The sequence below is a fragment of the Aeromonas fluvialis genome (assembly GCF_000819885.1).
GTDB lineage: Bacteria > Pseudomonadota > Gammaproteobacteria > Enterobacterales > Aeromonadaceae > Aeromonas > Aeromonas fluvialis.
Genome location: NZ_CDBO01000021.1, coordinates 21,892 through 35,295, shown reverse-complemented (window position 1 = coordinate 35,295; position 13,404 = coordinate 21,892). Strand labels below are relative to the sequence as shown.

7 protein-coding genes and 1 other annotated feature are annotated in these 13,404 nt (G+C 61.4%); of the genes, 1 reads left to right on the top strand and 6 read right to left on the bottom strand.

Annotated features, from left to right (window positions below; translation table 11 throughout):
• Window positions 1-77 precede the first annotated feature (77 nt).
• From BN1125_RS05095 to BN1125_RS05075, 5 genes are all read right to left on the bottom strand, one after another.
• Window positions 78-3,914, bottom strand: coding sequence for a DEAD/DEAH box helicase (locus tag BN1125_RS05095; RefSeq protein ID WP_042011051.1), 3,837 nt, complete (start codon window positions 3,912-3,914; stop codon window positions 78-80).
• 743 nt (window positions 3,915-4,657) lie between these two features.
• A complete protein-coding gene (gene thrC, locus BN1125_RS05090) occupies window positions 4,658-5,932 on the bottom strand; it encodes a threonine synthase (protein WP_042011050.1) in 1,275 nt (424 codons plus the stop codon).
• Window positions 5,929-6,924: a homoserine kinase gene (gene thrB, locus BN1125_RS05085; protein WP_042011049.1), complete on the bottom strand. Its 996-nt coding sequence runs from the start codon at window positions 6,922-6,924 to the stop codon at window positions 5,929-5,931. Before thrB ends, thrC begins: the two co-directional genes overlap by 4 nt.
• 2 nt (window positions 6,925-6,926) lie before the next feature.
• Complete coding sequence (gene thrA / locus BN1125_RS05080) at window positions 6,927-9,386, bottom strand: bifunctional aspartate kinase/homoserine dehydrogenase I (protein WP_042011048.1); 2,460 nt, start codon at window positions 9,384-9,386, stop codon at window positions 6,927-6,929.
• 48 nt (window positions 9,387-9,434) lie between these two features.
• Window positions 9,435-9,564, bottom strand: a sequence feature (Thr leader region).
• An 85-nt stretch (window positions 9,565-9,649) separates the two neighbouring features.
• A complete protein-coding gene (locus BN1125_RS05075; protein WP_042011047.1) occupies window positions 9,650-10,354 on the bottom strand; it encodes a tRNA/rRNA methyltransferase in 705 nt (234 codons plus the stop codon).
• 206 nt (window positions 10,355-10,560) lie between these two features.
• On the opposite strand from BN1125_RS05075, the gene aceK reads away from it, so the two are divergent.
• Entirely contained in the window at window positions 10,561-12,288 is a 1,728-nt protein-coding gene (aceK, locus tag BN1125_RS05070; RefSeq protein WP_042011046.1) for a bifunctional isocitrate dehydrogenase kinase/phosphatase, read from the top strand.
• A 78-nt stretch (window positions 12,289-12,366) separates the two neighbouring features.
• Here aceK and tesB read toward each other — a convergent pair whose 3' ends face one another.
• Complete coding sequence (gene tesB, locus BN1125_RS05065; RefSeq protein WP_042011045.1) at window positions 12,367-13,233, bottom strand: acyl-CoA thioesterase II; 867 nt, start codon at window positions 13,231-13,233, stop codon at window positions 12,367-12,369.
• Between the last annotated feature and the right edge of the window lie 171 nt (window positions 13,234-13,404).

The window sequence follows — 13,404 nt, the reverse complement described above, 5'->3', positions numbered from 1 at the left end:
AACAACAGAGGGGAGCACATCGGCAAGATGCGCTCCCCTCCTCCTATGGTATGGCCATGTTCTGCTGATACCGCCTATCAGCCCATCAACAGGGCGCGCAGGCTCTCCACATCCAGCCCACGCACCTCAGACTGACCACTTAGCAGCCCATCGGCCAGCGCCCGTTTCTCGTCGTGCAGGGCGACGATCTTCTCCTCTACGGTCTGCTCGCACACCAACCGATAGACGGTCACCGGCTGGGTCTGCCCCATCCGGTGGGCCCGATCGCTTGCCTGATCTTCCACCGCCGGATTCCACCAGGGATCGAGGTGCAGCACGGTATCGGCCTGGGTGAGGTTGAGGCCGGTCCCCCCCGCCTTGAGGCTGATAAGAAAAAGCGGCACCTCCTCGTGGCGAAAACGCAGGATGGACTCCTGCCGCGCCTTGGTCGAACAGCCACCATCCAGATAGCAGTAATCCCAGGATTTCTGCTCGATGCGGGCCCGCAGCAGACTCAGCAGATCGACGAACTGGCTGAACACCAGCACCCGATGACCACCATCGATCGCCTCTTCCAGCAGCGCCATCGCTTCATCCAGCTTGCTGCTGGTCTGCGACCACTCTGGCATCACCAGCTCCGGCGAACAGCAGAGCCGGCGCAGCCGGGTCAGGCCGCTCAGCACATGCATCAGGGCGCGGCCATCGGCACTTTGCACCTGCTGCACCACCTCGCGCCGGGTCGCCTCATAGAGTTGGCGCTCTTCGGGGGAGAGGCTGATGTGATGAATGATCTCGGTCTTGTCCGGCAGCTCGGTCAACACCTGCTGCTTGAGGCGGCGCAGGATGAAGGGGCTGATCACCGCCCGCAGCAAGGCCATGTGCTGGGGATCCTTGACCGCCTTGCCAAAGCGGCGCTTGAACTCGCCAAGGCTACCGAGCAGCCCCGGATTGATAAAGGTGAAGAGACTCCACAGCTCACCCAGATGGTTCTCGATGGGAGTGCCGGAGAGCGCGAGGCGAAAATCGCCATCGAGCTGGAACAACAGCTTGGCCCGCTGGGTGCCGGCGTTTTTGATCTGCTGCGCCTCATCGATCACCATGCTGGACCAGCGGCGGGACTTCAGCGCCTCGGCCAGACTGCCGAGCATGCCGTAGTTGATGAGGATGATCTGTCCCGCGTTGGCATCACGAATAATGCGCTCGCGCTCGGCGGGATTGTCAAAGATCACCACCTCCAGCTCAGGGGCGAAGCGGGCCACCTCCTCCTGCCAGTTGGTGACCACCGACTTGGGCACCACTACCAGCGCCGGCCCCAGATGCTGGCGCATCTGCAGCACGATCAGCGCCTGCAGCGTCTTGCCAAGCCCCATGTCATCGGCCAGACAGGCACCAAAGCCGTGATGGGCCAAGGTCGCCATCCAGCGCACCCCCTCTTTCTGGTAATCCCGCAGCGCGGTGAGCAGCTCGGGCGGGCACTCGACCTCCTGCTGCCACTCCTGTTGCAGGGATTGCCAGGCCGCATCCCCTTCGGTGGTGATGACCGAGATCAGTCGGGTGAGCGGATAAGCCAGCTTGTGGTTGATCCGCTGCTCATCGTCGAGCATGGCCCCCAGCATGGAGAGGCGCTCCACCAGCTTGTCGCTCAGCATCAGGCTGGTCTTCTCGTCGAGCTGGACGGTGCGCTGGCCCGGGGTCATCTGGCGCAAAATAAGGCGCAGATCGAGGATCTGGTGCTCATCAAGGGCCAGCGCCCCTTCGACCTGAAACCAATCCTGTCGCCGCTCGATACGCAGACTCAGGGCCGCCTCATCGAGGCTCTTGAGGCGGGCGCTGTCCTGATGCCAGTGAATGACCACACCGGCCTCCACCAGCTCGGGCAGGGCATTAACCAGCGCCAGCGCCTGCTCCCCCTCCAGTCGCCACTCGCTGCCAGGCAGGTCGATAGGAAGCTGGTTGCGCAGTTGCCGGGCCTGCTCCTTTTCTGCTGCGAGATCACGTTGCCAGTAGTGATTCCCCTTGATCCCCTGACGAATAATGCCCTCACCCTTGCCCAGCGGCTGGGGAGGCAAGTCGTCAAAGCGGGTGACCAACTTGACCGAGAGCTGGCCATCCTGCCAATCCAGTTGTACCGAAGGCATACCCGGCCAGGGAGCCAGCTCGGCATTGCCGTGCAATCCCTCAACCTGGCTATGCCAGGGCAGGTCTGCGATCCCATCCAGGGTACGCTGCAACTCGCGCATTCCCTCGGCGGGCAGCAGCGGAATGGATTCGAGCGCCGGCAAGCGGTCGAGCAGTGGCGGCGGAGTGAGAGTCAGCTGCCACAGATCCTGCGCCAGCGGCATGATATGAGCGCCACGCGCGGCAGCGGCGGGGCTCAATCGGGAGCTCACCCCCTCGGCGGTTGCCACTATTTGCAACAGTGGCGCCGTGATGGCGAGCTGCAGCTTCTGCCCCCTGGCGTTGAACAGACGCGGATGGTCGGCGAGCGGTGCCCAGATATCCCGCGGCAAGCGCCCCAACACCCGCGGCAAGGTGCGGACCACCGCCCAGTCGTGCTCATCGAGCAGGGCGGCATACTGGGTGGAGAGCAGGGTGGGATCGACCCGGCGGCCCGCCGTCCACTCCCCCTTGGTGCTGAGCTTCTGGATCTTGCACTCCAGCTCAGGGCCATCGGCATGAAGCAGCCACACCAGCCGCTCCTGCGGCTTGCGCACGCCGCTGGCGCGCCCCAGCCCCTGCAGCCAGTTGAGCCAGCTGGCGGAGGCTGCCGTCTTCTCCTCGCCTGCCTCCTCTTCTGACTCGTCATCATCGGTCTCACTGCTGCGCAGTTGGCAGAGCGGCGCATCGATGGCCCCCTCCCCCAGCAGCAGACGCAGCAGATCCTGACAAAAGGCCATCAGCCGATGATGGGGTTCGGCATCGAGCAGATGGGTGAGATCCCATTTATGCAGCATGGCCACCTGGGCACTCTGGGCACCGTGACGGGCCAGCGCGCAGAGATCGAGCCAGAGATAGCCCCAGTGGAGCTCCTCCACCGGCAGTTGCAGGGTATCGAACAGCCCGACCGCCTGACCGTGCCGCTCACCGGCCCACTGACTGAGCAGGTCGGCCAGCAGCGGAAACTGGCCGCCGAGGCTGCGCTGCCACTTCTTGCGCTGCTCGCTGGCGATGACGGGGTCAGCCTGCTGCAACCAGCCAAGCCAGAGCAGGGCACTGAAGGCGCGCGGCCACCGCCCCTCATGACCCTCTGCCTGCCACTGGCCCAGGGCCGTGAGCAGTCGCTCACCCAGCCGGCCGCTCTGCTCTTGCGAGGCCACCGCCTGCAGGGCTGGCCACAAGAGGTTGGCGTCCATGTTCTCGCCATCCCCGCAGAGCCAGCGCCACTCCGCTTCAAACGCCCGCCCTTGCGCCTGCACCTCGGGGGGGCAGCGCACCAGTGCGCTTGCCAACGGCCAGCGCTCTTCATAGGGGGCATCGAGCAGCAGTTGCAGCGAGAAGTGCTCCAGCAGCAGTTGCTGCCAGGCGGGGCTGGAGCCCGCCAGCAGTTGATGGGCATCGGGGGTATCGAGCAGGGTAAGCAGATCGCCGGGAGAGAAGAAGGCCGGGATCTCGCCCGTCTTGCCCCGACACAGTTCGCGCACCAATCCGTGGGCCAGATCCTGACCGGTCACCGAGGAGACCCGACTCCAGTCAGGGGCTGCACAAAGCCGACCCCGCACCCCCAGGATCAGCGCCAGCGTCCCCTCGGCGGTCAGGCTCCACTGCTGCTCCCCACGCAATCTGACCAGACCGGCATCGTGCAGCTGGTTCAGCTGGCCGGCGACTTCATGATCCGCGTCGAGCGTCTCTTGTAACAGACGGGTACTGGCAACACGCTGCAGTTGCAAGGCACTGAGCAGCAGATAACTATCCGGGGAGAGGGTGGAAGCAGACATCAAGACTCACGGGCAGATGCAAAAGCGGAATTTTAACGGGAAAGCGTCGGCCGCTCGACCCTTTATCGTGAAATAGCTCAAAAAAAAACGGTCATCCGTGATGACCGTCGAAAGTAACGAAGGAAATAGCCGGATTGTCCGGTTACCTCCCACAGCGGGAAAATCGGGAGCGCGAGCCCCTAATTCGTGGGGCCCATGCTAGAGGTTGACGCAGCAAAAAGCTTTGAAGCGGATCACAATTGAAAAGGATTTCTGAAAGCGCTTTCACCACTTAAGGACCTAAAGGGGTCTAATTTTGCGCCAAATGAATCATCTCCAACCCGCCTTGCTCACCTCGGGATGCCTCCCACACCCCCATGCCCATTCCGTGCGCAGCGGCCCTGATCGTCCATCGTCAAGGCCAATCACCCCGAAGCGCATAAGGAGCCTGTCTCCTGTCAGGGCGATGTGTTGAGCCAGCGCAAAAAAATAAGTCATTACTGACACTTACGTCACTTTTTGTCTGGTGAGAGCAGATTCGATTGGCATTAAAAGACGACATCTAGGCCCCTCCACAGCATTGCTCGGCTAGCTCTCGATTGAAGTCCCTCCCCCTCCAACTTTAAATCTCTATCCCGGCAACAAACTCGGAGGCGTGGACAAGCAGAAGCAGATCAAACTTGAACCACCTTTCCCAATGCAATAACCAAAATCCCCCGTTGCCGGGGGATTTTTATTTCTACCAGTGAGCTCGCGGCCAAGGTTTAAGCCAGCAGAAAAGCTCTTAACCCGGCAAACTCCGCAGGCAAATTAACGGAGAGCAGCGGCAACTCGGCGTGTTTGGCCAGCGGGGCTGGCAGCGGTACATCGAGGCCCAGGATCTCATCCACCGACTCCTTGAACTTGGCAGGATGGGCGGTGCAGAGGAATATCCCTACCTCATCCTCGGCCAGCTGTTCCCCTAGCAGATCCCAGGCAATGGCGCCGTGGGGTTCGCAGAGGTAATCCAGCTGGTGCAGGCGTTTAAGGGCATCGCGAGTGTCGGCGTCGTTGCGCATACCTGACCCCAGGGTCTCCAGCGCCCAGCCTTTGCGACGGCACAGCTCTTCTACGCGCGGCCAGTTGTTGGGGCGGCTGACATCCATGGCGTTCGACAGGGTTGCCACTGTCTGGTGCGGCTCCCACTGACCGGTTTTGAGGTAACGCGGCACGGTATCGTTGGCGTTGGTGGCGGCGATAAAGCGCTTCACCGGCAGCCCCAGCGCCTTGGCAATCAACCCCGCGGTGAGGTTGCCAAAGTTGCCGGACGGCACGCTGATGACCGCCTTGGCGCGATCGGCTTTGGGCAGTTGGGCCACCGCTTCGAAGTAGTAGCAAACCTGCGCCAGCAGACGGCTGATATTGATGGAGTTGGCGGAGTTGAGGCCAATGGCCTTTTTCAGCGCCTCGTCATCAAAGGCCTGTTTTACCAGCGCCTGACAGGCATCGAAGTCGCCGTCGATGGCGATGGTGCGGATATTACCGCCGAGGGTGCAGAAGAGCTTCTCCTGCAAGGGGCTTATCTTGCCCTTGGGATAGAGGATCACCACCTCGATCCCCTCCAGCCCGTAGAAGGCGTGGGCCACGGCGGCGCCGGTGTCGCCGGAGGTGGCGGTGAGGATAGTAATCTTGTCGTTGGTTCTAAAGGCCGCGAGGCACTGGGCCATAAAGCGGCCGCCGAAATCCTTGAATGCCAGGGTCGGGCCATGGAACAGTTCAAGGGCATAGGTGCCATCCTTGAGCTTCACCAGCGGCGCCGGGAAGGTGAAGGCGGCATTGATCAACTCGCTCACTTTGGCTGCGGGCACTTCGTCCCCCAGCAGGTGGCTGATGATGCGGGCAGAGCGCTCGGCCAGCGGCAGATCCAGCAGGGCATCCACATCGGCCAGCGGCGCAATCACCTCGGGGAAGAAGAGCCCCTGATCGCGGCCTAGCCCCTGACGCACCGCCTGCGCGAAGCTCACCTGTTCGCTGTTGTCCTTGATATTGTAAAGATTCATAGCTCGCTTCCTGTTACCCGTGCCCCGGCCATGTCCAATTTGCAGACCCGGGCAAATCCATCTTCGTTCTGCACAAAATGTGCTTCCATCCACTCTTTCATCCGCTCGGCCTGCGCCAGATCCTTCATCACCACAAACACGGTGGGACCGGAGCCGGAGATGCCGGTGGCCAGCGCGCCGTTCTGGGCCGCCTGCGTCCGCACCTCGGCAAAGCCTTCGATCAGCGCCGCGCGGTAGGGCTCGGCAATCACGTCTTTCAAGACGCTCGCCGCCAGCCCCTCCTGCCCGGTGTAGCTGGCGTGGACAAAGGCAGCCAGGCGGCGGCCATAGGTGAGGCAATCCTGACGGCGATATTGGGCCGGCAGAATGGCGCGGGCGGCGGCGGTGGAGACCACAGTACCCGGGTAACAGACCACCCAGTACCACTGATCGAACACCGGAATACCCTGGCTGATAACGCCGTGCTCTTCCAGCACCAGCTGCATGCCGCCGAGATAACAGGGGGCCACGTTGTCGTAGTGGACGGAGCCTGAAATCTTGCCTTCCATCTCCCCCATCAGCAGCAGCATGTCGTGCTCATTAAGCGGCTCGCCGTGAAAGGCGTTGAGCCCTTCAAGGGCCGCCACCACGCTGCAGGCGCTGGAACCCAGCCCCGAGCCCACCGGCAGGTTCTTCTCCAGCACCATCGCCAGCGGCTTGAGTGTCAGACCGCGCTTCTCCAGCGCCTCGCCATAGGCAACCCAGCAATCGAACAGGATATTCTTTTTCGGATCATCCGGCAGCTTATGGGCGTAGCGGCCCACGGCGGAGAGGGCGAACGGCACGTCAGCCGCTTTTACCTGCACCCGATCGCCGAGCAGAGAGCCATCCACGGGGGCGAGCGCCGCCCCCAGTACATCGAATCCCACGCTCAGGTTGGCGCTGGAGGCAGGCGCATAGGCGACTACGCTACCGCCGTCCGTCATATAAGAGGGGTACATGTCTGAACTCATGCTTATAGCTCCTGCTTCCAGTTCTGGGTGCGCAGCACGTCGGCAAAGACGCCCGCCGCTGTCACTTCGGTACCGGCGCCATAGCCGCGCAGCACCAGCGGGATCGGCTGGTAGTAGGTGGAGAAGAAGGCGAGCGCGTTCTCCCCGTCCTTGACCTTGAACAGCGGCTCGTCGCCACCGACCGCCTTGATGGCGACCTTGCACTTGCCACCCTCGATGGAACCCACATAGCGCAACACCTTGCCTTCACGCTGGGCCGCGGCGAACTGGTCGCGGAACCAGCCGTCAGCTTCGGGCAGACGGGCCATAAAGGCTTCTACATCGCCACTGACGTCAAAGCCCGGCGGCAGCGCCTGCTCGACTTCCACATCAGAGAGCTCCAGCGCCATGCCGGCTTCGCGAGCCAGAATGAGCAGCTTGCGCGCCACATCCATGCCGTTGAGATCGTCGCGGGGATCCGGCTCGGTAAAGCCGTTGCTGCGGGCGATTTGGGTCGCCTCGGAGAAGGCCATCCCTTCATCCAGCTTGCCAAAGATAAAGGAGAGCGACCCCGACAGGATGCCATCGAAGGCTCGCAGCTTGTCACCGGCCTTGATAAGGTTCTGCAGGTTCTCGATAACCGGCAGACCGGCGCCCACGTTGGTCTCGTACAGGAACTTGCGACGAGTCTGGCGGGCGGTGCGGCGCAGCGCCTTGTAGTAATCGAGCGAACCGGTGTTGGCCTTCTTGTTCGGGGTGACCACATGGAAACCGGCGGCGAGGAAGTCGGCATACTGGACAGCCACCGCCTCGGAGGAGGTGCAGTCGACGATCACCGGGTTGATGATATGGCTATCTTCCACCAGCTTTTTCACCCCTTCCAGCGAGAAGCTGCCCTGCGCCTCCACCAGCTGTTCACGCCAGTTGGCGAGGTTCAGGCCATCCTTGTTGACCGCCATCTGGCGGCTGTTGGCGATGCCCACTACCCGCAGGCCTGTGCCCTGCTCGGCCAGCACCGGTTGCTGGCGGGCGATCTGATCCACCAACGCCGCGCCGACGCCGCCGACCCCGACCACAAACAGATCGATAAACTGCTGGCTGCCAAAGAAGTTCTGGTGACACGCCTTGATGGCTTCCGCCACCTTGCGATCCCGCACCACCGCCGAGATGGAGCGCTCGCTCGACCCTTGCGCGATGGCGACGATATTGATGGAGGCTTGCGCCAGCGAGGTGAAGAAGCGGGCCGCCATCCCCTTGCTGGTGCGCATGCCGTCGCCGATGAGGGAGATGATCGCCAGATCGCTGATGATATCCAGCGGCTCCAGCAGCTGGTTTTTGAATTCGAGCTCGAACTCGCGCTCCAGCACCTTGCGGGTCTTCTCACTGTCGTAGCTGTGGATACAGAAGCTGACGCTGTACTCGGAAGATGACTGGGTGATCAGCACGATGCTGACCCCGGCGCGGGAGACGGCGGAGAAGATGCGACCGGCCATGCCAACCATCCCCTTCATGCCGGGGCCGGAGACGTTGAACATACACATGCCGGAGAGATCCGAGATGGCCTTCACTTTGAGGTCATCGTCGCCGCTCTCGGGGCCGATCAGGGTGCCCGGCCCTTGCGGGTTGAAGCTGTTCTTGATGAGGCAGGGAATATGGAACTGGGCCACCGGCGCGATGGTTTTCGGGTGCAGCACCTTGGCGCCAAAATACGAGAGCTCCATCGCCTCCTTGTAGGAGAGGGTTTTCAACAGGTAGGCATCCGGCACCAGACGGGGGTCGCAGCTGTAGCAGCCCTCGACGTCAGTCCAGATCTCGCAGCACTCGGCATCGACACAGGCAGCCAGCACGGCGGCGGAGTAGTCGGAGCCGTTGCGGCCCAGCAGCACGGTTTCCCCCTTGTCGCTGCCACCGGTAAAGCCCGGCATCAGATAGAGGCAATCTTTACGGAGCCCTTTAGCGGCAAAGCGCAGACGGGAGGCTTCGATATCGACGTGCGCTTCGAGGTAGCCGCCCTCGGTGGCCAGCAGCTCTTCCGGTACGATCAGATCCACTTCCAGACCGCGTACCCGCAGCAGTTCGTGCATAAAGGCGATGGAGAGGTTCTCGCCACGGCTCAGGATGCGCGCCTGCACGTTGTCCGGACAGAGGCCCAGCAGACGGATGCCCTGCATCAGACGCTCCACCTGATCCAGCTCGGCGGTGAGACGGGCCAGCAGCGCCTTGTCATCCAGCGCCGGATAGGCCGCCTTCAACCCGGCCAGCAGGCGGGAGAAGATGCCGTTCACTTCAAACAGGGTGGAACTGGCATCCATGCCACGACTGGTCTGTTCCACCAGCGCTACCAGATGATTGGTCACCTTGGCAGGCGCAGACAGCACCAGGGCTACCTGAGATTGGCCGTGGGTGTTGACCGCGATATCCGCCACCCGTAAAAAACGCTCTGCATCGGCCAGTGAAGACCCGCCAAATTTCAACACTCTCATCGCTTTCTCTCCCTGTAAATCTATGAAATTCAATCTAAAAACCAATCCAACAAAAAGGCCCGTACTGGGTGGGTACGGGCCTTTTTTGATTTCTGAGCTTGTTCGTCAGCGCATCAACCGGCCCCAGTGCCACCTGTGGTGGTACCGGTAATAATGGTGGTGGTGATGATGTTGATGAATAACTGCATGACAAACACTCGTTGACGAAGCTGGCTTTTAGCAATACCGCGGCGGGCGGCGGGCTGTCAACTTAAACCTCTTTGCTACTCACGCCCAAAGCGGCGCGCAAGGTCTTTGCAGAGCAGGTGGAGCATGTTCAAATCCCGCTGCGGCAGCATGGGCACCCGGTCCATCACCCATTGATGCAGTTTTTCATCCTGCGAAACTCCGAGTTCACCTAGCAATTCTGCTGTTTTGCTTTTGAGCACTCGAACCTGCCCGGCATTATCAAAATTTTCTGCTACCGCAGCGGCACCGTCGGCGTTCAGCTCATCCATCAGCTGACTCATCTCGTAGGCGTAGAGCATGATCGCCTGCCCCAGATTGAGCGACGGGTAGCTCACCTTGAGGGGCAGATAGCTGATGAGATCGACTTCGGCCAGCTGCTCGTTGGAGAGCCCCGACTCCTCGCAGCCAAAGACGATGGCGACCTTGTTGAGTGAAGGCTTGGCACGGATCTGCTCGCGGATCTCCCCCGGCGTGAGGTAGTGCTGGTAACGGCCGCGCTCACGGGCAGTGGTGGCGATCACCAGATCCATGTCCGCCAGCGCCTCGGGAAGGCTATCGAACGCCTCGGCCTGAGTCAGGATCTCCTGGGCGCCGTGAGCTACCCAGCTCGCCTCCTCCTCTTCATGTACCCGGCTCGCCACCAGTCGCATGGCATCGAATCCCATGGTTTTCATGGCGCGGGCAGCGGCCCCCACATTCGCGGGGCGGGCAGGTGCCACCAGGACAAAATAGAGTTTCATCGGGTTTCCTCACAGGCCGGACGGCCACTCAAACAGACAGCAAACAGTCGCTAAACCATCACCAAAACAGGGGCGCAATCTACCGTTTATCCCCGAAAATTGCCACTTGAACAGACGTTTGAATGTTGCGATAGTGGCCTGACGTGTGAACAAATTACACCCAATCCTTCGCGCTATCGGCCCGACAGATCACAAGGAAGACAGAGATGCAGCAGCCATTGGAACAGGCCGTCGCCGAGACGATTCTGCAACGCTTCGAGTCGTTTTACAGCCGGTTTCTCGAAATCACCCAGGGCAGCAAGAGCCGCTTCGAGAACAGTGACTGGCTGGGGGTGCAGCTGGCAGGGCGGGAGCGGATTCGGCTCTATGACCACCATGTGGGGGCCACCGCCAGCTCCATCCGCCAGATGATGGGAGAGCACCACGCCACCCAGGCGCTGCTCAAGCGGGTCAAGAGTGCCTTCAGCGATCTGCTGCCTCGTTGTGACAACTTCGAGGTGGCGGAGTCCTTCTTCAACTCCGTCTATCGCCGGATCTTCCGCCATCGCAATATCCGCGACGAGAACCTCTATATCCACCCCTTCGTCAGCCGTGGCGAAAAACCTGACTTGAGCGCCCTGCTGCGGGTCTATCGCACCGATCTTGCTCACCTGCCGCAAACCCTGAGCCAGCTTTTGGGGGATTACAGCTTCACCCTCCCCTATGAGGACAAGCAGCGGGATATTGTTGACATCCACCGCCATCTTGCCGAGAACGGCCCGCAAATCCTCCATGACGAGCCCTTTGCCATTGAGCTGTTGAAGGAGGTGTTCTACCGCAACAAGGGGGCCTATCTGGTGGGGCTGATCCGGGCCCGGGATCAGGTGTTCCCCTTTATCCTGCCCCTGCTCAGCACCGGCCATAGCATCTATGTGGATACCGTCATCTTCGAGCCGGATCTCGCCTCCATCGTCTTTGGCTTCGCCCGCGCCTATTTCATGGTCTATGCCCGCGAACCGGCGCTGTTTGTCGCCTTCCTGCGCCAGATCATGCCCCACAAGCCCGATTACGAGATCTACAACGCCATCGGTTGCCAGAAGCATGGCAAGACCGAGCTCTATCGCCACTACCGCCACCATCTGGCCCAGAGTCGGGATCAGTTCATCATCGCCCCCGGCATCAAGGGGATGGTGATGAGCGTGTTCACCCTCCCCTCCTACGATGTGGTGTTCAAGGTGATAAAAGACGAGTTCACGCCGCCCAAGGATGTGAGCCACGAGCAGGTGAAGGCGAAGTATCGGCTGGTTAAACAGCACGATCGGGTTGGCCGCATGGCCGATACCCAGGAGTTCACCAACTTCGAGTTTCCGCTGGATCGTATCTCGCCGGAGCTCCTTGCCGAGCTCCAAACGGTGGCACCGTCGGCCCTCACCATCACAGGCGACAAGCTGGTGATCAAGCACCTCTACACCGAGCGCAAGATGATCCCCCTCAACCTCTATCTGGACAAGGCGGACGAGCAGCAGACCCGGCTCGCGCTGGAGGAGTACGGCAACGCCATCAAGCAGCTGGCGGCGGCCAACATCTTCCCGGGGGACATGCTGTTCAAGAACTTTGGCGTCACCCGTCACGGCCGGGTGGTGTTCTACGACTACGACGAGATCTGCTACATGACGGAGTGCAACTTCCGCCAGATCCCGCCGCCGCGCTACCCCGAGGATGAGCTGTGCGCCGAGCCCTGGTACTCGGTGGCCCCCAACGACATCTTCCCCGAGGAGTTCGCCACCTTCCTGCTGCAAAAGCCACTGGTGCGGGAGATCATGTTGCAGCTGCACAAGGAGATGTTCGACGCCAACTACTGGAAGATGCTGCAGAGCAACATCAAGGTGGGGGTGTTCGAGGATGTCTATCCCTACCGGCGCAAGAAGCGCTTCAAGTACCAGCGTGGCGGCTGAGTCCGCATAGCCAACACGACTAGCAGAAATGAAAACGGGGTGGCCCAAGCCACCCCGTTTTGCACTCCGCTGCGCGACTTAACTGCCGCGACGGCGGATCACCCCCTCCTGCATGGTGCTCGCCACCAGTATGCCGTCACGGGTAAAGAACTGGCCGCGCACCAGACCGCGACCGCCGCTGGCGCTCGGGCTGTCTACCACGTAGAGCAGCCAGTCGTCGAAGCGAAAATCGCGGTGGAACCACATGGAGTGATCGATGGTCGCCACCTGCATTCCCGGCTCCCAATACGACACCCCGTGGGGCTGCAGGGAAGTGAGCAGGAAGTTGAAGTCGGAGGCGTAGGCCAGCAGGTATTTGTGGATCCGCAGATCGTCCGGCATATGGCCATTGGCCTTGAACCAGACGTGGCGCACCGGATCCTGCACCGTCGGACGAATAGGGTCGACCAACGTGACCGGGCGCATCTCGATGGGCTGCTCGCAGAGGATCTTGTCCCGCAGGGAGGCCGGGATCAGGTTCTCGTAGGGGCGCACCAGCTCCAGCTCGCTCTTGAGCTCCTCTGGCGGGGTGATGCCGGTGGGCATCTGCGCCTGATGCTCGAAGCCGTCGGTCGGCACCTGAAACGAGGCGTTGAGATAGAAGATGGGCTTGCCGCCCTGAATAGCCTTGACCCGGCGGGTGGAGACGGTCTGGCCGTCGCGGATATTCTCCACGTCATAGACGATGGGACGGGTCACATCCCCCGGACGCAGGAAGTAGGAGTGAAAACTGTGAACCTGACGGCCGGTCTCGACCGTCTGCTTGGCGGCTGACAAGGCCTGCCCCATTACCTGTCCGCCAAACACGGCCCGCAGACCAAGATCCTGGCTTTGGCCCCGAAACAGGCCCTCCTCGATTTTTTCCAGCGCCAGCAACGCCAGCAGCTCATCAAGTTCCTTGCTCATCGTTCACTCCTCTATCAGAGCCGCACAGGCTAACAAGCTCACCGGCGCAGAGCAACCACGACGACGAGACTGCGGGCGTTCAAACGACAGAAACGCCCTTCAACCTCTTGCCAGCCTCCCCCTTGGCAAGCAATGGGGGTCATTTGATACAAAAAAAGCCCGCACCATCTG